This is a genomic window from Streptomyces sp. NBC_00464, from assembly GCF_036013915.1.
Classification (GTDB): domain Bacteria; phylum Actinomycetota; class Actinomycetes; order Streptomycetales; family Streptomycetaceae; genus Streptomyces.
On the sequence record NZ_CP107899.1, the window covers coordinates 980,708 to 999,946 of the forward strand.

At 71.4% G+C, this 19,239-nt stretch carries 15 protein-coding genes; 6 read left to right on the forward strand and 9 right to left on the reverse strand.

The features are described 5' to 3' along the window. Positions 1 to 409: 409 nt before the first annotated feature. From OG912_RS04245 to OG912_RS04255, 3 genes are read right to left on the reverse strand one after another with little or no spacing between them, the layout of a single operon-like run. Entirely contained in the window at positions 410 to 1,702 is a 1,293-nt protein-coding gene (locus OG912_RS04245; RefSeq protein ID WP_327708241.1) for an ABC transporter substrate-binding protein, read from the reverse strand. Then, on the reverse strand, positions 1,702 to 2,541 hold the full coding sequence (locus OG912_RS04250; protein ID WP_327708242.1) for a carbohydrate ABC transporter permease: 840 nt from the start codon (positions 2,539 to 2,541) through the stop codon (positions 1,702 to 1,704). The genes OG912_RS04245 and OG912_RS04250 overlap by 1 nt, the downstream gene beginning before the upstream one ends. Further along, a complete protein-coding gene (locus OG912_RS04255) occupies positions 2,538 to 3,488 on the reverse strand; it encodes a carbohydrate ABC transporter permease (protein ID WP_327708243.1) in 951 nt (316 codons plus the stop codon). The genes OG912_RS04250 and OG912_RS04255 overlap by 4 nt, the downstream gene beginning before the upstream one ends. Before the next feature lie 125 nt (positions 3,489 to 3,613). On the opposite strand from OG912_RS04255, the gene OG912_RS04260 reads away from it, so the two are divergent. After that, complete coding sequence (locus OG912_RS04260) at positions 3,614 to 4,480, forward strand: phosphotransferase enzyme family protein (RefSeq protein ID WP_326739577.1); 867 nt, start codon at positions 3,614 to 3,616, stop codon at positions 4,478 to 4,480. An 11-nt stretch (positions 4,481 to 4,491) separates the two neighbouring features. Here the strand turns inward: OG912_RS04260 and OG912_RS04265 are convergent, their stop codons facing one another. Both OG912_RS04265 and OG912_RS04270 read right to left on the reverse strand, forming a co-directional pair. Next, the gene (locus OG912_RS04265) at positions 4,492 to 5,238 is read right to left on the reverse strand and encodes a 3'-5' exonuclease (protein WP_327708244.1); all 747 of its coding nucleotides are present in this window, start codon (positions 5,236 to 5,238) and stop codon (positions 4,492 to 4,494) included. Positions 5,239 to 5,318: 80 nt separating this feature from the next. Then, positions 5,319 to 6,551, reverse strand: coding sequence for an SAV2148 family HEPN domain-containing protein (locus OG912_RS04270; protein WP_326739575.1), 1,233 nt, complete (start codon positions 6,549 to 6,551; stop codon positions 5,319 to 5,321). Between the two features lie 377 nt (positions 6,552 to 6,928). Here OG912_RS04270 and glgX point away from each other — a divergent pair, with 377 nt between their 5' ends. Further along, a complete protein-coding gene (gene glgX, locus OG912_RS04275; protein ID WP_327708245.1) occupies positions 6,929 to 9,097 on the forward strand; it encodes a glycogen debranching protein GlgX in 2,169 nt (722 codons plus the stop codon). Between the two features lie 66 nt (positions 9,098 to 9,163). Next, entirely contained in the window at positions 9,164 to 11,539 is a 2,376-nt protein-coding gene (gene treY, locus OG912_RS04280; protein WP_327708246.1) for a malto-oligosyltrehalose synthase, read from the forward strand. A 120-nt stretch (positions 11,540 to 11,659) separates the two neighbouring features. Here treY and OG912_RS04285 read toward each other — a convergent pair whose 3' ends face one another. From OG912_RS04285 to OG912_RS04300, 4 genes are all read right to left on the reverse strand, one after another. Next, positions 11,660 to 12,409 (reverse strand): class I SAM-dependent methyltransferase, encoded by a 750-nt coding sequence (locus tag OG912_RS04285; protein WP_327708247.1) that lies wholly within the window; start codon positions 12,407 to 12,409, stop codon positions 11,660 to 11,662. A 113-nt stretch (positions 12,410 to 12,522) separates the two neighbouring features. Next, positions 12,523 to 13,527, reverse strand: a complete 1,005-nt coding sequence (locus OG912_RS04290; RefSeq protein ID WP_327708248.1) for a cytochrome P450 — start codon at positions 13,525 to 13,527, stop codon at positions 12,523 to 12,525. A 146-nt stretch (positions 13,528 to 13,673) separates the two neighbouring features. Further along, positions 13,674 to 14,318: a hypothetical protein gene (locus OG912_RS04295; protein ID WP_327708249.1), complete on the reverse strand. Its 645-nt coding sequence runs from the start codon at positions 14,316 to 14,318 to the stop codon at positions 13,674 to 13,676. Between the two features lie 66 nt (positions 14,319 to 14,384). After that, positions 14,385 to 14,951, reverse strand: coding sequence for a DUF1707 and FHA domain-containing protein (locus tag OG912_RS04300; protein WP_326739569.1), 567 nt, complete (start codon positions 14,949 to 14,951; stop codon positions 14,385 to 14,387). A 175-nt stretch (positions 14,952 to 15,126) separates the two neighbouring features. Between OG912_RS04300 and OG912_RS04305 the strand changes: the two genes are divergently transcribed. From OG912_RS04305 to treZ, 3 genes are all read left to right on the forward strand, one after another. Beyond that, positions 15,127 to 16,083, forward strand: coding sequence for a GNAT family N-acetyltransferase (locus OG912_RS04305; protein ID WP_327708250.1), 957 nt, complete (start codon positions 15,127 to 15,129; stop codon positions 16,081 to 16,083). A 236-nt stretch (positions 16,084 to 16,319) separates the two neighbouring features. Continuing rightward, positions 16,320 to 17,231 (forward strand): GNAT family N-acetyltransferase, encoded by a 912-nt coding sequence (locus tag OG912_RS04310; RefSeq protein WP_327708251.1) that lies wholly within the window; start codon positions 16,320 to 16,322, stop codon positions 17,229 to 17,231. A gap of 244 nt (positions 17,232 to 17,475) precedes the next feature. After that, positions 17,476 to 19,236 (forward strand): malto-oligosyltrehalose trehalohydrolase, encoded by a 1,761-nt coding sequence (gene treZ / locus OG912_RS04315; protein WP_327708252.1) that lies wholly within the window; start codon positions 17,476 to 17,478, stop codon positions 19,234 to 19,236. Positions 19,237 to 19,239: the final 3 nt, after the last annotated feature.

The window sequence follows — 19,239 nt, forward strand, 5'->3', positions numbered from 1 at the left end:
CATCTTTGACTTTGAATTTACTTTTCCGGGGCACAACTCGGCCGCTATTGCGATACGGACTTCCCGCCTCGGCAGAAACTCCGTACCGCCGCTCACCGCCAACAGGAGTACAGCCCAGAGCAATTGCCGTTGTCAATGATCTACCTTTCGATAAAAAGCGGCAACGCGTTCCGTTTCAGTCACCACCCATCATCCCGAAGAGAAACGGTGCGTTTCCCCGGCCTTACCTGTTTGCGCACGTCCCGACAAGAGCATGAAGAAGCAGATTCAAGCCGATGAGTGTCTGAATCGCCGTCGTTCAGGAACACCTTGCACCGACTCCGTGCAGGCACCCGACAGCCGGATCACCAGCGTTTCGGCGCCGGAAAGAGACGTACCGGTCGGTAATTCCTATCGGTACCGTCCGAATTCATCGCTGATAGCGGGCCAGGACCCGGTTGCCGTCCTCCATCAGACGCTTCCTCAGCTCGTCCGCGTCGATCGCACCGCTGTAGTACTCCTGGAGCGCGGGTGTGGCGACCTTGTCCTTCCACTCGGGGTAACCGCGCACGGACTGGGCCGGCGCGGAGCGCAGCGCGGTCGCGAGGGCGGCGCCGGTCGCCCAGCCCCGCTCGGCGGTGTGCAGCGAGGGATCGGCCAGGGCGGCCGTACCGGTCGGCAGCATCCAGTCGCCCTTGGCCAGACGCACCATGTTGGCGGGCCGCAGCAGGAAGTCGATGAACGCCACCGCCTCCTTCTTGTGCGGGCTGTCCTCGGCGACCGACAGGGTCTGCGGGCTCACGCCCTGGGCCAGGCCCTCGCTGCCGGCCGGGGCGGGCAACACGGTCCACTCGAAGCCCTTCGGGGCCTGTTCGACGACCTGTTGGCGGTAGGAGAAGCCGAGCGGCACCATGGCGTACTTCCCGCCGAAGAGGCCGGGCAGCGTGTCGCCGCCGCCCATGCCGAGCGCGGTGCGGGCGGCGCTGTGGTCGGTGTTGACCTGGTCGTGGATGGTGCCGGGGACGACCTGGTCGCCCTCGCCCATCGCGAGGGTGACCTTTCCGTCGGCGCCGCGGTGGAACAGTTCGCCGCCCGCCGAGAGGCCGAGGTTGAGGGTGACGGAGACCGGCTCCTTGAGCGGCCAGGCGATCCCGTAACGGCCCTTCCCCGTCAGCTTCTTGGTGACCTGACGGAACTCCGGCCAGCTCCAGGGCCTCTCCGCGGTCGGGATACGGACCCCGGAGGCCTTGAGGATCTTGGTGTTGGCGATCAGGACCCGCGGCTCCTGAAGGAAGGGCACCCCGTAGACACCGCCGTCGAAGGTGGCGGTCTGCCAGCTCTGCGGCGGGATGTCGGCGGTCAGCCGGTCGGGGAGGAGGGTGCGGAGATCGGCGAGATAGCCGCCGTAGGCGAAGTCCGCGAGGTCGTCGGAGGCGTCGTGGATGACATCCGGCGCCTCGTCTCCCTCGAAGGAGGTGAGCAGCTGGTCGTGGACGCTGTCCCAGCTGCCCTGGACGTACTGGACCTCGACGTCGGGATGGCTCGCGTTCCACTCCTTCACCAGCTGCTTGTTGATGTCGACGGACTCCTTCTGCCAGGCAAGCGACTGGAAGCGGATCCTGATCTTCCCGTCCGCCCGGCCGTCACCGCCCCCGCCGCATCCGGTGAGCAGCAGGGCGAGCGCGGTGGCCGCCGCGGCTGCCGTACGTACGAGCGCGCGCATCAGCTCTTCACCGCCCCGGCCAGCATGCCGCCCGTGATCCGCCGCTGGATGACGGCGAAGAGGACGAGCGAGGGAAGTGTGGCGAGGAACGCGGCGGCTGCGAGCGGTCCGAGATCGCTCGCGCCCTCCGCGCCCAGGAAGTGGGTCAGTACGACGGGCAGCGTCTGCTTCTCCGGTGTCTTGAGCAGGACGAGCGCGAAGAAGAACTCGTTCCACGCGGTGATGAACGCGAAGAGTGCGGTGGCGACGATCCCGGGGGCGAGCAGCGGGGCGGTGACCGAGACCAGTATCCGCAGCCGGTCGGCCCCGTCGACCGCCGCCGCCTCCTCCAGTTCGGGCGGGACGGCCCGTACGTAGCCGACCAGCATCCACAGCGCGAAGGGCAGCGACCAGACGACGTACACCATGATCAGTCCCCACAGGCTGTTGATCAGATGCAGATACTTCAGGACCAGGAAGAGCGGAATGATCAGCAGGACGAACGGGAACGCCTGGCTGACCACGACCCAGCCGGTGGCGGCCGTGGAGAGCCGGGAGCGGTGGCGGGCCATCACATAGGCCATCGGGGTCGCGATGACGACGGCGATGACGCCTGCGGAGAGCGCGGCGATCAGTGAGTTGCCGGCAGCCCGCAGCAGCGGCTGCTCGTCGAAGGCCTGCCGGAAGTTGTCCAGCGTCGGGTTCTCGGGGATCCAGGTGGGGTGCAGGGAGCCGAGTTCGGGTGCGGGTTTGAAGGCGGTGGAGATCAGCCACAGGAACGGGAAGGCCAGGAAGACCAGATAGCAGAGCAGCGCGGCGTACTGTCCGGCGCGCGCCGGCCTGCTGGTACGCAGACTCATCGGTCCTCGCCTCCCCTGAGCCGTCCGGCGAGGTACACGGCGAGGATCACGGAGATCACCGCGACCATCACACAGCCCATCGCCGCGGCGTAGCCGAACTGTCCGTACCGGAAAGCCTCTTCGTAGGCGAAGAGCATCGGAAGCCGGGTGCGGCCGCCGGGTCCGCCGTTGGTCAGCACGTAGACCAGGGCGAAGGAGTTGAAGTTCCAGATGAAGTTGAGCGCGGTGATGGAGAGGGCGACGGGTCTGAGCGCGGGCCAGGTGACGGTACGGAACCGGCGCCAGGCACCGGCGCCGTCCAGGGCGGCCGCCTCGTGGAGTTCGTGCGGGGTGTTCTGCAGTCCGGCCAGCAGGGCGACCGTGGTCTGCGGCATGCCGGCCCAGATGCCGACGACGATCACGGCGGGCAGGGCGGTGGCGAGGCCGGTCAGCCAGTCCCGGCCGTCGCCGAGGCCGAGGTCGCGGATGGTCTCGTTGAGGATTCCGGCGTCCGGGTTGTAGACGAGGCGCCACATGATGCCGACGACGACCTCGGGCATCGCCCACGGAATGATCGCCAGGGCGCGGGCCAGCCAGCGCATCCGCAGGTTCTCGTTGAGCAGCAGGGCGAGGCCCAGGGCGAGCACGAACTGCGGGACGGTGACGCCGACGGCCCAGAACAGGCCGATCCGGAACGACTCCCAGAACAGTCCGTCGTGGAGCAGGTCCTGGAAGTTCAGTACGCCGACCCACTGGGTGGACCGGGTGCGGCCCGACTGGGAGTCGGTGAAGGCCAGCGCGATGCCGTAGAGCAGCGGCCCGACGCTCAGGACCAGGATCGGAATCAGGGCGGGCAGCACCAGGAACCAGGTTCCCGCGTTCCGGTTGATCTGCCCGGACTGCTTGCCGCGCGGACTGCCCGGCGGGCCGTGCCGTCCGGACTGCACGGTTGCATTAGCCAATGTCATAAATGCGCCCCCTTGCGTCATTCGACCGGCTTTATACCGTTCTGGCCGCTCAGGTGGCCTCCGCCATCGTGCTGACGGACCGTCGGTTCGTCAAGACAACCTGCACAGATGCGAAAATCGGATCCATGAACGAGATGCGAGCGCGCGAGGTGCTGACCGCCGCCGGACTGCCCGGCGGAGCGGAGCTGATCGCGCTGGGCGAGAACGCGGTGTTCGCCGTGGGCGACCTGGTCGTCAAGATCGGCCGGGACGCCGTGCAGAGTCCCGAGCTGCGGGAGCGGGCCGAACGCGAGGTGGCCGTGGCGCAGTGGCTCGCCGCGTCCGGTGTCCCCGCCGTGCGGGCCGCCGAGCCCGGGGCACGGCTGGTCGAGGGCCACCCGGTGACGCTGTGGCAACGACTGCCGGACGCGGTGCGGCCCGCCGAGCCGCGGGATCTGGCGCCGCTGCTCACCGCGGTGCACGCGCTGCCCGCCCCGGAGGGCCTCGCCCTGCCCCGCCGGGAGCTGCTGGGCGGTGTCGAGCGGTGGCTGCGGCTGGCCGGCGAGGCGATCGACCCGGCCGACGCCGCGTATCTGCGCGAGCGTCGCGACGGATTCGCGGCGGCGGCGGCCGGTCTGGTCCCCCACCTTCCCCCGGGCCCGATCCACGGCGACGCGCTCGCACGCAACGTCCATGTCGGTCCGGACGGACCGGTCCTGGTGGACCTGGAGACCTTCTCCACGGATCTGCGCGAGCACGACCTGGTGGTGCTCGCCCTGTCCCGCGACCGGTACGGGCTGGCGGCCGAGGCCTATGACGCCTTCACCTCGGCGTACGGCTGGGACGTGCGCGAGTGGGACGGCTGCGCGGTGCTGCGCGGGGCGCGGGAGACAGCGAGCTGCGCATGGGTCGCGCAGCACGCCCCGGTCAACCCGAAGGCACTGGCCGAGTTCCGCCGCCGGGTGGCGTCCCTGCGGGACGGGGACACGGGAGTGCGGTGGTACCCCTTCTGACCGTGCCGCCCTTAGCCGCCGGACGGACTCGACCGCACCTCGAGCACCGGCTCCCGCACCGGCCAGCGGCTGTCGATGACCGCGTCCGCCGTGCCCTTGCGGCGCAGGAACTGCTGGAAGTCGGCGGCCCACTCCGCATACCAGGTGATCTGGCGCTCGTGCAGCTCCGGCGCGGACAGTGCGGCCACCGAGCCGTGCCGGGCGGCTATCGCGTACGCCACCCGCACCGCCGCCAGCGCGTCCGCCCCCGCGTCGTGCGCTCCCCCGTGGACCACGCCGTACTCGACGCAGACCGCTTCGAGGTTGCGCTTGCCCTTGCGGTAGCGGTCGACGGCCCGGTCGATCGTGTACGGGTCGATCACCGGCCCGATCCCCGCGCCGTCGAGCCGGTCACTCAGCGAGGGCAGGCCGTGGCGGTGCAACTCGGCCGTGAGCAGCGTCAGGTCGAAAGCCGCGTTGTACGCGACCACCGGGACGCCGCGTCGCCAGTACCCGGTCAGGGTGTCGGCGATCTCGTCGGCCACCTCGCGCACCGGCCGGCCCTCCGCCGCCGCCCGCTCGCTGCTGATGCCGTGGATCGCGGACGCCTGCGCCGGGATCCGGATCCCCGGATCGGCCAGCCAGGCGCGCCGGCTCACCGGATCGCCGTCGCTGCCGTCGACACGCACGACCGCGGCCGTCACGATCCGGGCCTCCAGCGGCTCCGTGCCCGTCGTCTCCAGGTCGAATCCGACCAGCGCCTGCCGGTGCCAGCTCATCCCGTACCTCCTTCGTGGTGCTCCCCCAGATGACGACCACCCTCGCACGGGGCACTGACAACGCCCCGGAACGGGTCCCTTCAGGAGACCGGCCGGGAGTCCGTCCACACGGATTCGAACTCCTCGCGGTACGTCTCGAACAGCCCGTGCTCGCTGTCCTGGCCGGCCCGGACCACCGCCCGTCCGCCGCCCCGCAGGACCAGCACCGGAGCCTCCATGCCGCGCGCCCGGCGCAGATAGGTCTGGACGACCCCCACGGCGTTGGCGCCGTCGCCGTCCACCAGGTAGGCCGTGAAGCGCGGCGTCTCGTCGAAGACATGGATCTCGAAGGCGCCCGGATCGCGGAGCTTGGAGCGGACCCGGCGCATGTGGAGGATGTTCATCTCCACCGAGCGGCTCAGCTCGCCCTTCTTGAGGCCGAGCTCCCGTTCCCGGCGCTTGACCGCGCTGCTGGCCGGGTTGATGAAGAGCAGCCGGACCCGGCAGCCCGACTCGGCGAGCCGGATCAGCCGGCGCCCGGAGAAGTTCTGCACCAGCAGATTGAGCCCTATCCCGATCGCGTCCAGCCGCCGCGAACCGCCGAAGAGGTCCTCGGCGGGCAGCTGGCGCTGGAGCCGCACCCGGTCGGGGTGGACGGAGACCACGTCCGCGTAACGGTCGCCGACGAGCTCCTCCACGGCGTCGACCGGGAGCCGGTCGGCGGACGGGACGGCCGCGCCGCTGCCGAGGATCTCCAGCAGCCGGGCGGAGGCCCGCTCGGCCTGGGCCAGCACCGCCTCGTTGAGGGCGCGGTTGCGGGAGACCACGTTGCGGGCGACCTCCAGCTCGTCCAGCGCCAGCTCGACGTCGCGGCGGTCGTCGAAGTAGGGCTCGAAGCAGGGCCAGTGCTGGACCATCAGCTCACGCAGCTGCGGCAGCGTGAGGAAACTCAGGACGTTGTCGTCGGCCGGGTCGAGCAGATAGCCCTTGCGGCGGGAGACCTCGCGCACCGCGACGGCCCGCTGCACCCACTCCTGGCCGGCGGGTCCCGCCGCGGCCACCACCCAGTCCTCGCCGTGGACCGGTTCGTAGATGGGCCGGAGCACCGCCGAGACGACGGCGCGCAGCCGCTGCTCCACGAGATTCAGCCAGATATAGGCGCGCCCGGCCCGCTGGGCACGGGTACGCACCTCGCCCCAGGCGTCCGCGCCCCAGTCCAGCTCCGCACCGATCTCCAGGGGCTGCGCCAGCGAGACCGCCCCGGGCGGGACGTCGGCCAGATCCCCCTCGTGACCCGTGTCACCTGGGGGCAGCTCGAACCCTCCCGAGCTCACCCGCGCACCGCCTTCCACTCCCCCACCAACGATCAAGGAAGGGTACTCCGGGAGCGGGAGCCGGTGCAGCCGGATGCGCAGGCTGCTTTCCCAACTCCCCTACCGCGCAAGCTTGTTCCGTACGGCAAGATCTGCCGGAGTGAGCGGATTCATAGGGATTAAACACCCCATTCCGAGCCCCGTTCCGGACAGCGGTCCGGACGGGGCCACCGGTTTCCGGTTCCGGGCGACACGGAGGGGCCCGATGTTGACCGGACCGGGCGACGCCGCCCCTCAATAGCCGGGCGGTCCTAGGTAAGGGCCGCTCTTTCGGGGAAGATCTGCCAGGGAGCCCGCAATCCCCAGGCAACCGCATCAGAAGGGGAAGAGTCGAATCTATGCAGGTCTGGCCGGGACAGGCGTACCCCCTCGGTGCCACGTACGACGGCGCCGGGACCAACTTCGCGGTCTTCTCGGAGGCTGCCCACCGAATCGAGTTGTGCCTGCTGCACGACGACGGTTCCGAGACGGCGGTGGAGCTGAGAGAGACCGACGCGTTCGTCCGCCACGCGTATCTGCCCGGGGTGATGCCCGGTCAGCGGTACGGATTCCGGGTGCACGGGCCGTACGAACCACAGCGGGGTGCCCGCTGCAACTCCGCCAAGCTGCTCCTCGATCCGTACGCACGGGCGGTCGCCGGGCAGATCCAGTGGGGCGAGGCCGTGTACGGCTATCCGTTCGGCCGGCCCGACGCGCGCAACGACCTCGACTCGGCGCCGCACACGATGTCCTCGGTCGTGGTCAACCCGTACTTCGACTGGGGCGACGACCGGCGGCCCCGTACGGACTACCACCGCACGGTGATCTACGAGGCCCATGTGAAGGGCCTGACGATGCTCCATCCGGGGCTGCCGAAGGAGTTGCGCGGTACGTACGCGGGGCTGGCCCATCCGGAGGTCATCGCGCATCTGACGGAGCTCGGCGTCACCGCGATCGAGTTAATGCCGGTGCACCAGTTCGTCCAGGACCACCGGCTGGCGGACGCGGGGCTCGCCAACTACTGGGGTTACAACACCATCGGCTTCTTCGCCCCGCACAACTCCTACGCCTCCTGGGGTGACCGGGGCGAGCAGGTGCTGGAGTTCAAGCAGGCCGTGCGCGCCCTGCACCAGGCCGGCATCGAGGTGATCCTCGACGTGGTCTACAACCACACGGCGGAGGGCAACCACCTGGGCCCGACGCTCTCCTTCCGGGGCCTGGACAACGCCTCGTACTACCGGCTCGCCGACGACCAGCGCTACTACATGGACACCACGGGGACCGGGAACTCCCTGCTGATGCGCTCCCCGCACGTGCTCCAGCTGATCATGGACTCGCTGCGCTACTGGGTGACCGAGATGCACGTGGACGGCTTCCGCTTCGATCTGGCGGCCACCCTGGCCCGGCAGTTCCACGAGGTGGACCGGCTGTCGTCGTTCTTCGACCTGGTGCAGCAGGACCCGGTGGTCAGCCAGGTGAAGCTGATCGCCGAGCCGTGGGACGTGGGCGAGGGCGGCTACCAGGTGGGCAACTTCCCTCCGCTGTGGACGGAGTGGAACGGCAAGTACCGCGACACGGTGCGGGACCTGTGGCGCGGCGAGCCCCGGACCCTGGCCGAGTTCGCCGGCCGGCTGACGGGCTCCTCCGACCTGTACCAGGACGACGGACGGCGGCCGCTCGCCTCGATCAACTTCACCACCTGCCACGACGGATTCACCCTGCACGACCTGGTCTCGTACAACGACAAGCACAACGAGGCCAACGGTGAGGGCAACCGGGACGGCGAGAGCCACAACCGGTCCTGGAACTGCGGTGTGGAGGGCGAGACGGACCGGCCCGAGGTACTGAACCTGCGCGAGCGGCAGATGCGGAACTTCATCGCCACGCTGATGCTGTCCCAGGGCGTGCCGATGCTGAGCCACGGCGACGAGTTCGGCCGGACGCAGCGGGGCAACAACAACGGCTACTGCCAGGACAGCGAACTGTCATGGGTGCACTGGCCCGACCCGGCCGGGACGGCGGGCGACGACGACGCGGAGGGCGACGGGCAGGACGGCGGTGACGGGCTCGGCAGCAGCCTGCTGGAGTTCACCCGGGCGATGGTGTGGCTGCGCCGCGACCATCCGGTCTTCCGGCGCCGGCGGTTCTTCCACGGGCGTCCCGTGGAGGGCACGCACGACGAACTCTCGGACATCGCCTGGTTCACGCCCGAGGGTGCGGAGATGACCCAGCGGGACTGGCAGGCGGCGCACGCCAAGGCGCTGACGGTCTTCCTGAACGGGCACGCCATCTCGGAGCCCGGCCCGCGCGGGGAGCGGATCTCCGACGACTCGTTCCTGCTGATGTTCAACGCGAGCGCCGAGACGCTGGAATTCGCCGTTCCGGTCAATCACGGCCGCCAGTGGCTGGCCGTGGTCGACACGGCCCGCCCGGACGGGGTGCTGACCGGGGCCGGGCCGAAGGTGGCGGCGGGCGATCGGGTGACGCTGGTGGGGCGGAGCATGGTGGTGCTTCAGCGGCCTGCATGAGACCGACCGGTCACTCGTCCGTGCCCGGGTGACACAGACGGCCCGGATCTGGGTACGAACGTTCCCATGACGCCTTCCGCCACGTACCGGCTCCAGCTCCAGCCGGAGTTCCCGTTCTCGGCCGCCGAGGACGCCGTGCCGTATCTCGCCTCGCTCGGCGTCTCCCATCTGCACCTGTCCCCGGTGCTCGAGGCCGTGCCCGGCTCACGGCACGGCTACGACGTCGTCGACCACAGCCGGGTGCGCGCCGAGCTGGGCGGCGAGGAGGGGCTGCGCCGGCTGGCCCGCACCGCCCGCGAGCACGGGCTCGGCCTCGTCCTGGACATCGTGCCGAACCACATGGCCGCCGACCCCCGGCACAACCACGCGCTGCGCGAGGTCCTGCGCGAGGGGCCGGACTCCCCCTACGCCCACTGGTTCGACATCGACTGGGCCGCGGGCGACGGCCGGATCCTGCTGCCCGTCCTCGCCGGACGGCTCGGCGAGGAGATGGACCGGCTGCGGGTCGACGGGGACGTGCTGCGCTACGGCGAGCAGGAGTTCCCGCTGCGGGCCGGCACCGCCCGCCTCGATCTGCCGGAGCTGCTGGACGCCCAGCACTACCGGCTCGGCTGGTGGCGGCTGGCCCGCACCGAGCTGAACTACCGGCGGTTCTTCACCATCTCGGAGCTGATCGGGGTGCGGGTGGAGGACCCCGAGGTGTTCGCCGCCTCCCACGCCAAGATCCTGGAGCTGGTACGGGACGGGGTCGTGGACGGTCTGCGGATCGACCACCCGGACGGGCTCGCCGATCCGGCCGGCTATCTGGAGCGGCTGTCCGTGGAGAGCGGCGGGGTGTGGACGGTGGTGGAGAAGATTCTCACCGGCCCCGAGCCGCTGCCGGCGGGCTGGGCCGTCGCCGGGACGACGGGGTACGACGCGTTGCACCGGATCGACGGCCTCTTCGTCGACCCGGTGGGCGCGGCCGAGCTGCTCGACGGCTACCGGGAGTACGCCGCCCCGGCCGGCGACCGGGGCGGCTACTGGACGGCGACCGTGCGCCGGGCCGCGTACCGGGTCGTCACCCATGAGCTGGCCGCGGAGACGGAGCTGCTGACCCGGCTCGCGTCGCGCATCTGCGCCGAGGACCCCGCGCTGCGCGACCACGCCCCCTGGGCGCTGCAGACCGCCGTGCGCGAGCTGCTGGTCCGGGTCCCGGTCTACCGCCCGTACGTGACGGCGGGCGGCCCCTGCACCGAGACGGCCGAGGCGACTCTCGACGCGGTCGCGGTGAGCGACGCGAAGGCCGGGTTCGCGGTACGGGAGGAGGCCTCGGCCGTCGACGTGGTGCGCGAGCTGGCCCTGGGGCGGCTCGGCGGGGGCGCCGACCGGGCGGCGTTCTGCGCACGGTTCGCCCAGACCGCGTCGGCGCTGCGGGCCAAGGCGGTCGAGGACACGGCGTACTACCGGTACGTGCCACTGATCTCGGCGAACGAGGTGGGCGGTGATCCAGGGAGGCCGGCGGTGGCACCGGAGGAGTTCCACGCCTTCTGTGCGCGGCTCGCACGCGACTGGCCCGCCACCGGAACGGCGCTGACGACGCATGACACCAAGCGCAGCGCCGACGTGCGGGCGGGCATCGCGGTGCTGTCGCAGTGCCCCGGTCGGTGGAGCGAGCTGGTCGCCGAGCTGACGCGGACGGCTCCCGCCGCCCCTGATCCGCAGCTCGCCTGGCAGGCGTGGCAGACCGCGATCGGCTGTGTGGGGTTCCCGCCCGGGGAGCGGGCCGGACGGCTGGAGCCGGCGCTACTGAAGGCGGTGCGCGAGTCGGGGCTGTTCACGAGCTGGACCGAACCCGATCCGGTGTACGAGCGGGTGGCAACGGACTTCGTGGCCGCCGGTCCGGACGCCGCCACCGGTCCGGTGCGGGCGCTCCTGGAACGCTTCGCGGGGACGCTGGCCCCGCACGTGCGGGCCAATGCGCTGGGCTCGGCTCTGGTGCACCTGACGATGCCGGGGGTGCCGGATCTGTACCAGGGCACGGAGCGGGAGTATCTGGCGCTGGTCGACCCGGACAACCGGCGGCCGTTCACGCGACCCGCCGACGGCGCGCCCGCCGACGAGAAGGGTGCGCTCACGGAGGTGGCGCTGCGGCTGCGCCGGGAGCGGCCCGAGGTGTTCGGCGAGTCGGGTACGTACGCCCCGCTGACCGCCTCCGGCCCGGCGGCGGCGCACTGCCTGGCCTTCTGCCGTTCCGGCGAGGTGGTCACCGCGGTGACCCGGCTGCCACTGCGGCTGGCGGAGTCGGGCGGCTGGCGCCGGACGGAGCTGGCGCTGCCGGACGACGGGGTGTGGCGCGATCTGCTGACGCCGGGCCGGAGGTTCTCGGGCGGCACGGTCGCGGTGGCGGAGCTGTTCGCCGAGCGGCCGGTCGCGCTGCTCAGCAGGAGCGGTCGCGTCTAGGGCCTCTCGTCCGGATCAGGCCGGATCGGGGAGCGGGGTCCGGTGCGTGCCGCTGCAAGGCGGAGGAGGAGGTCACTGCGGAGCATGGGCGACCGTCAACAACGCTGCAGGGCCATACGCCTACGGCCTTTCGGCCGTCCGGTAGACGGAGACATGGGAGCGCGACTCCGCGGTGAATTCCTCGCCCGTCCAGTCGGCATGCCTGGACTCCAGCGTCATCCCGGCCAGCTCGGCCATCAGGTCGAGTTCGGCCGGCCAGATGTACCGGTGCGGGCTGCGAAACAGCCGGGCCTCGCGGCCGCCCTCGGCGTCGAACCCGAAGTGGTGCGAGACGACCTGCTGGCGCAGGACGTCGTAGGTGTCGAGCCCGACATAGCCCGGCGCCGACCCGAAGACCACGGCCTGCTGACCCGGCGGCAGCTTGCGAAGCTCGGGGACCCACAGCTCGATGACGAACCGCCCGCCCGGCGCGAGGTGGCGTGCGGCGTTCCGGAAACAGGCGACCTGTTCGGCCTGCGTGAGCAGGACCGAGATGCCGTTGTAGACGAGGTAGACGAGCTGGAACTCGCCCGGCACTCGCGCGGTGACCATGTCGCCGACGACGACGGGCATGGCCGCCTCGTCCGCCTTGTTACGGAGTTCATCGACCATCGGCTTCGACAGCTCGATGCCGCTGACCGGGACTCCGCGCTCCGCGAGCGGCACTGCCACCCGTCCGGTCCCGATGGCGAACTCCAGGGCCCGCCCGCCCGCGGCGAGCTCCACCAGGCGGTCCACCGTCGGCTCCAGCACCTCCGAGGCGAACATGCCGGTTCCAGGGGTGTCATAGCTCTGGGCGGCCTGGTCGTCCCAAATCTCGTTCTGCAGCATGAGGAGCGATGATTGACCACCGTCCGTGGGACGTCAACGCAATTTCGCCACAGCCGGGATGAGCGTGCGCCACCGGGGCCCGGCGTTCCGGCCGGACCGTTCGCCGGGAGTTCCTACGGCCGGACGAGAAGGGACCGCGGGCCCCGTGTGAGCAGGCCGGTGGCGGCCGGGCGGAATCCCTGCGCCCAGCGCAGGGTGGGCATCGCGTCGAGCAGGGCGCGCAGGCCCTGTTCGGCTTCCAGCCGGCCGAGCAGCACGGCGGGGCAGTCCGCGGGGCCGGGCGTGCCGCGGTCCTGGTCGCGGCGGAAGGGGTCGAAGACATCCGGTGCGGCGAACCGTTCCGGGTCACGGCCCGCCGAGCCGATCAGGCAGGCGACGGGCGCGCGGGCGGGCAGGGTGCCGCCGCTGAGGGTGACCTCGGCGACGGTGCGGCGCAGCACGATCTGGACGGGCGGGTCGCGGCGCAGCGTCTCGGTCCAGGCCCGGCCGGTGAGCGCGGGTTCGATGCGCAGGGCGGCCAGCAGGTCGGGGTCGTCCAGCAGATTGGCGAGGAGCGAGGCGAGAGCGGTCTCCCGCAGTCCGGTGTGCCGGGTGCAGGGGGCGGCGTCGGAGGCCGGGCCGGAGTCCGGGCCGGCTCCGGAGGGCAGCCAGCGGCAGAACTCCTCGACGAGATCGGCCTGCGGGCGTCCGGCGATGCGCCGGGCCAGGACGTAGGCGGTCCGCTCGACGCGCTCCGCGAGATGCCCGGGTACGGTGCCGGCCGCCACCGCGTACCGGTCGCGGGGCAGGCAGCGGGCGTTGCCGTGGCAGAGCCCGAGCGGGGCGGGCCCTCCGCGAGGCGCTCCGTCGTGCGGGAAGCCCGCGAACCTCGGATCGGTGAGGGCGGTGGCCACGTCGTCGTACCGGCTGACGAGCCAGGCGCCCAGCGGCGCGTCGTAGCTGAGCGGGTACTCCTCGCGGAGCACTCGGTAGAGCCAGTACGGGTCGTGGGCCGCGCCCGGTGCGAGGAGGCTGGGGCCGCTGCCGGCGCGGCGCGGCCGTGTGGACGGGTGCCGGACGGTGCGGCGTTCGGGCGAGGACGTCGGGGCCGGTATGTCTCCGGGCGCGTCTGCCTGCATGGCGTACCCCCCGGGGCGTTCGGTGCGCCGGTGTGCGGCGCGGTCCCTGTCAGGGGATCACCTGAACGGGCCCGCCGCAGTCCGCGTGCGGCCGTCCGGGTGACGGGGCGGCCGCCGTCCGGCACGTGGTACGGGTCGGTCGCGGCTCAGTCGATGTCCTCGAACACGGGGCGCCGGCCCGCGCGGCGCCGTACGAATCCGCGCCGTCCGGCCAGGAGGGTGATGCAGGTCCAGCCGACGGCGCCCATGACAAGCATGCCGAGCCGGCCGCCCGAATCGATGTCGGAGGCGGCTTCCAGCGGGACGACGCCCTTGGGATCCCTGACGACCTCGATCCGGTCGCCCACCTCCCAGTCCGGGTGGTCCCCGTTGTAGTTCAGGGTCTCCTTGAGCTCACCCAGCCGGCCCTCAAGGGTGAAGCGGTGATTCGATCCGCCGTTGGCGGCGGCGCTGTCGGCGGTGATGCGAACGGTCTCGCGCACGCCTCGGCCGTCGAGCGCCGCCTCGGGCGCGTACTGGACCGAGCCCACGAGCACGAACACGGCCGGCAGCACGGAGAGGGCGGCGAGCCACCACGCGTGATGGAGGAAACGCAGGACGATCACGAAGACGAAGCACCCGATGACTCCGGTGATGATCGGGATGGCGTCCGTGCCCAACGCGACATAGGAGATGCCCGTGTTCACCGCGGCGATGATCCAGCCGAGTGCCACCACGGCGAGTGTGAACAGGAAGTACGTTCCTCGGTCCACGGTCGGACTCTGCGTCTTCTTCATGTCCACTGCAGTCATCAGGGCAGCATAGACAGTCCTCTTCCACCGCCTCGGCCCGGCACCAGCAGGCGTGAGCGCCCCCGGCTACGCCGGCGGCCGGAGCGGGGGCGCCGAGAGCCGGAAGGTCATCCTGCCGAAGCTCACCTGGTCCCCCTCGCGCACCGGCACCGTCCCCGTGACGCGCTGCCCGTTGACACAGGTGCCGTTGGTCGAGCCGAGGTCGCGCAGCACCCACCGGCCGCTGTGCGCGGTGAGTTCGGCGTGCATCCGGGACACCGTCTCGTGGCTGAGCCGGAGTCCGTTGCCCGGGTCGCGGCCGATGAGCAGGGGGTACGGACTCGGCGCCGGCAGCAGCAGTTTGGGCAGCCGCTCGGCCCGCCATGCCCTGCGGACCCGCTCGGGAAAGCCGGAGACCCCGCTCACGGCCCGGAAGAGCTGCCGCGACCAGCGGCCGCCACTCTCCAGGTCGGCGGTGAGCGCCTCCAGTTGGTCGGAACGGCTGGCGATCAGGGCCAGTTCCATGCGCCGCATGAAGGTGTCGTGGGAGAGCTTGCCCTGCGCCGCACCCTCTCTGAGCACACCGAGAACACGGTCGCGCTGGGCGTCGGACAGCCGCGCGGGATACGTGTGGGACTCGAAGGAGGACGTCACAGAACCAATTGTCGGGCCGACCGCCCCGGAGTGTCCAGAACAACGCCGCTTTCCGCCCTCCTGACCTGCACGCCTCCGGAATATTCAGGGACCGTGCGCGCCGGACGTTGCTAAGGTCGACCGCCGTGCCGTCCCGGCGACCGCCGGGGCGAGTCCGTACACCTGTGGGGGATTTGTGCTCGACGCACCACTCGAACCGACCGTCCGTCCGATCAGCGGCCCGGAGGAGCTGGATCTGTTCTGCCGGCTGTCCTACGTCCTCGACCACGAACTCGCGGACGACCTCGCATCGGGCCGGCGCCGCCCGGACTGGATGTGGGTGGCCCTGCGGGGTGACCGGGTGCTGGCGCGGATCGCCTGGTGGAGCAAGGACGGCAAGGAGCCGCTCCTCCTCGACTTCTTCGACCTGGACGACACGCTGCCCGAGCCCGAGCGCGGGGAGGTCGGGCTGCGGCTGCTGGAGGCGGCGACCGCGGCCGTCGTTCCGGCCGGCGCACCGCGTCCCGAGTACGGGCGCTACATACCGCCGGACTGGCGCGAGGACCCGGCGGCCCGTGACGTCGTCGAGGCGCGCATCCGGGTCATGGAACGCACCGGTGCCCGGATGCTCGTGGAGCGGCTGCGCCTGGAGTGGCGTGCGGGCACCCCCGTGCCGGCCGACAGCGGCCGGCTGCGGTTCCGCCCGGTCGCCGGGCGCGAGGATCTCCTCGCGCTGATGGCGCCGGTGATGGAGGGCACTCTCGACGCCCACGGACAGCAGGACCTGGCGTCCGGCCTGTCGGCGCGCGAGGCCGCGGAGAAGCAGTACGACGAGGAGCTCGCCAACTACTCGACCCCGCAGGAGTGGTGGCGCGTCGCCGAGCTTCCGGACGGTGAACCGGTCGGCTTCGTGATCCCGGCCCGCAACAGCTACAACCCGATCATCGCGTACATCGGCGTGCTGCCCGCTCAGCGCGGTCACGGCTACATCGACGAACTCCTCGCCGAGGGCACCCGGGTGCTCGCCGGGCAGGACGGCGTGGAGCGCATCCGGGCCGCGACGGACCTGGGCAACGTGCCGATGGCGAAGTCCTTCGCGCGGCTGGGCTACGTCAACTTCGAGCGCGCCTTCGACATGGTGTGGGACGACTGACGGAGCGCCGTTTGCCGCGCAGGGCCGTCCAAATCCCTTGGACGGCCCGCCGGGAGGGGGTTACTGTGTTCACGAGGGCATCCGGCCCCGGTCGAGGAAGGAGGCGAGGCACATGAGTACGGGCAACGGCACCATCCCGCGTACCACTTCGTTCCCGCGCTCCCGTCCCGTCCGCCGGGCGGTGTCCGACTCGGTCTGACCGGGAGCGCACAGCTTTCTTCCGGAGGACTTCTTCCATGACCGATCTGGTCATTCGCGCGCTCTCGCAGAGCGACGCCTCTCTCTTCGACTCCCTGCAGGACGCCTCACTCGTCGGCCGTGCCGCTTTCGGGCACCGCTACACCACGGTGGGCGACGGCGGGGAGTACCGCCCCGAGTGGACCTGGATCGCCCTGCGCGACGACATTGTCGTCGCGAGGGCCGCCTGGTGGGCCGGTCCCGATGACACCGAGCCCGTGCTGCTCAACTGGTTCGACTTCGCCGACGGCGAGGACGAGGCGGGCGCGGAGCTGCTGCGCCGCTCGCCGCTGCGCACCGAGTACGAACTGGGCCTTCCCGCGAACTGGCGCGAGGTCCCCGAGGTCCGGGCGGCCGCCGAGGCCCGGATCGCCGCCGCCACGGCGGCCGGTATGAAGCCGCTCGTCGAGCGGTACCAGTACAGGTGGACGCCGGACTGCGGTCTCCCCGAACGGCCCGGCCGGCTGGCCTTCCGTCCGGAGCCCGACGACGCGGCGATCCTCGGCCTGCTGCGCCGGATCCACTCCGTCACGCTCGACGCGCACGCCCGGCGGGCGATCGAGGGGCCCGGCGGACTGGAGGCCGCGGCCCAGGAGGAGCTCGACTTCTTCCACTGGTGCCCCTCGCCGAGGGAGTGGTGGCAGGTGGCGTACACGCCGGACGGTGAGCCGGCCGGTCTCCACATACCCGCGCACAACCCGTCGGGGCCGTGCATCGGCTTCATCGGGGTCGTGCCCGAGGCCCGCGGTCATGGCTACGGCTACGACCTGCTCGTGGAGTGCACGCACTTCCTGGCCGCCCGGGGAGCCGAGTTCATCGCGGGTGCGACCGACCGGGGGAACGTACCGATGGCGGCCGCCTTCGCGAGGGCCGGGCATCCGGTGACGCAGGAACGGATCCACCTGGTCTAGGAATACGGGGCGGGGGCCGGTGCGGCGTTGCGCATCGGCCCCCTTCGCGTGCTGTTCCCTGAAGACGTCGCGGTACGGGGCGAGTCTCCACATCCGTGAGAGGGAGTGCGTAGGGCGGAACCGGTCAGGGCAATGATCAGAACCAGACCTTAATCGCCAGTAACGGGCTCGATCCGGCGTCATGGATCGAAGATCGCGTCTTCTGCCGACCATGGGCCGGTCCACGGAGACGAGGGAGCGCTGCATGTTGTTCGAGGTATGGGCACCGGATGCGGAATCGGCCGTGCTGCGGCTGTCGGGTGAACCGCGGACCATGGAGCGCGATCCGGACCGGGCCGGCTGGTGGACCGCGCATGCGGAGGCGGCGGACGGCGACCGCTACGGTTTCGCCCTCGACGACGGCCCGGTGCGCCCCGACCCCCGCTCGCGCCGCCAGCCGGACGGGCCGGACGGAGACTCCGCCGTCGTCGACCACGACGCGTACACCTGGCGCAGCGCATGGGCGGGGCGCGGGCTGCCGGGCGCCGTCCTGTACGAGCTGCACATCGGTACGTACACCGCCGAAGGCACCTTCGACGCGGCGGCGGCCAGGCTGGGACATCTCGCCGAGCTGGGCATCACCCATGTGTCGCTGATGCCGGTCTGCCCGTTTCCCGGCGTCCACGGCTGGGGGTACGAGGGGGTGTCGCTGTGGGCCGTGCACGAGCCGTACGGCGGCCCCGAGGGGCTGAAGCGCTTTGTCGACACGGCGCACGGGCTGGGGCTCGCCGTCGTCCTGGACGTGGTCCACAACCATCTGGGCCCGTCCGGCAACTACCTCCCCGTCTTCGGGCCGTACTTCACCGAGACGCACCACACCCCGTGGGGCGCGGCGGTCAACCTGGACGCGCCCGGCTCCGACGAGGTGCGGGCCTTCCTGCTGGGCAGCGCGCTCGCCTGGCTGCGCGACTACCGGCTGGACGGGCTGCGGCTGGACGCCGTCCACGCGCTGGCCGACACCCGGGCGCTGACGTTCCTGGAGGAACTGTCCGCCGCCACCGACGCGCTCGCTGCCGGACTCGGCCGTCCCCTCTCCCTCATCGCCGAGTCCGACCTCTGCGACCCGCGCACGACGACTCCGCGCGAGTCCGGCGGCATCGGTCTGCACGCCCAGTGGAACGACGACTTCCACCACTGTCTGCACACCGCGCTGACGGGTGAGTCCCAGGGCTACTACGCGGACTTCGCCGCCGCCCCACTGGCCGGGCTCGCGAAGACCGTGACGAGCGCCTTCTTCCACGACGGCACGTACTCCAGCTTCCGCGGCCGTACGCACGGCCGCCCCGTCGATGTCACCCGCAGTGCCGCCCACCGCTTCGTCGGCTACGCGCAGACCCACGACCAGATCGGCAACCGGGCGCTCGGCGACCGGCTCGCCGCCTCCCTCTCCCCCGGCCTGCTGGCCTGCGCGGCGGCGCTCGTGCTGACCGGTCCCTTCACCCCGATGCTGTTCATGGGCGAGGAGTGGGGCGCCCGGACACCCTGGCAGTTCTTCACCGACCACACCGATCCGGAGCTCGCCGAGGCCGTACGCACCGGCCGGCGGCGGGAGTTCGGGGCGCACGGCTGGGCCGAGGAGGACATCCCGGACCCGCAGGACCCGGCCACCCGCGACCGCTCCTGTCTGGACTGGAGCGAACCGCAACGCGAACCGCACGCCCGTCTGCACGCCTGGTACCGCGAACTCATCGCGCTGCGCCATGCCCTGCCCGACCTCTGCGACCCGGACCTGGCGACGGTGCGGACGGCGTACGACGACGAGGCGCGCTGGCTGGCGTTCCGCCGGGGCGATCTGCGGGTCGCGGTCAACCTCGACGAGAAGCCGGCCACCATCCCGCTGGGCGGCGGCCGGCACCGCAGCGGCGGGGGCCGGGTGCTGGCCGCCTGGCAGCCCGTCGAGGCGCCCGGCGCGGACGGGGCGCTGCATCTGCCGCCGGAGTCGTGCGTGGTGCTGGCCGACGACTGACCG

What these genes read in the sequence shown, in the direction of transcription:
- OG912_RS04245 (WP_327708241.1), bottom strand. Translation starts at nt 1,702, where the DNA reads ATGCGCGCGCTCGTACGTACGGCAGCCGCGGCGGCCACCGCGCTCGCC.
- OG912_RS04250 (WP_327708242.1), bottom strand. Translation starts at nt 2,541, where the DNA reads ATGAGTCTGCGTACCAGCAGGCCGGCGCGCGCCGGACAGTACGCCGCG.
- OG912_RS04255 (WP_327708243.1), bottom strand. Translation starts at nt 3,488, where the DNA reads ATGACATTGGCTAATGCAACCGTGCAGTCCGGACGGCACGGCCCGCCG.
- OG912_RS04260 (WP_326739577.1), top strand. Translation starts at nt 3,614, where the DNA reads ATGAACGAGATGCGAGCGCGCGAGGTGCTGACCGCCGCCGGACTGCCC.
- OG912_RS04265 (WP_327708244.1), bottom strand. Translation starts at nt 5,238, where the DNA reads ATGAGCTGGCACCGGCAGGCGCTGGTCGGATTCGACCTGGAGACGACG.
- glgX (WP_327708245.1), top strand. Translation starts at nt 6,929, where the DNA reads ATGCAGGTCTGGCCGGGACAGGCGTACCCCCTCGGTGCCACGTACGAC.
- treY (WP_327708246.1), top strand. Translation starts at nt 9,164, where the DNA reads ATGACGCCTTCCGCCACGTACCGGCTCCAGCTCCAGCCGGAGTTCCCG.
- OG912_RS04285 (WP_327708247.1), bottom strand. Translation starts at nt 12,409, where the DNA reads ATGCTGCAGAACGAGATTTGGGACGACCAGGCCGCCCAGAGCTATGAC.
- OG912_RS04290 (WP_327708248.1), bottom strand. Translation starts at nt 13,527, where the DNA reads ATGCAGGCAGACGCGCCCGGAGACATACCGGCCCCGACGTCCTCGCCC.
- OG912_RS04295 (WP_327708249.1), bottom strand. Translation starts at nt 14,318, where the DNA reads ATGACTGCAGTGGACATGAAGAAGACGCAGAGTCCGACCGTGGACCGA.
- OG912_RS04310 (WP_327708251.1), top strand. Translation starts at nt 16,320, where the DNA reads ATGACCGATCTGGTCATTCGCGCGCTCTCGCAGAGCGACGCCTCTCTC.
- treZ (WP_327708252.1), top strand. Translation starts at nt 17,476, where the DNA reads ATGTTGTTCGAGGTATGGGCACCGGATGCGGAATCGGCCGTGCTGCGG.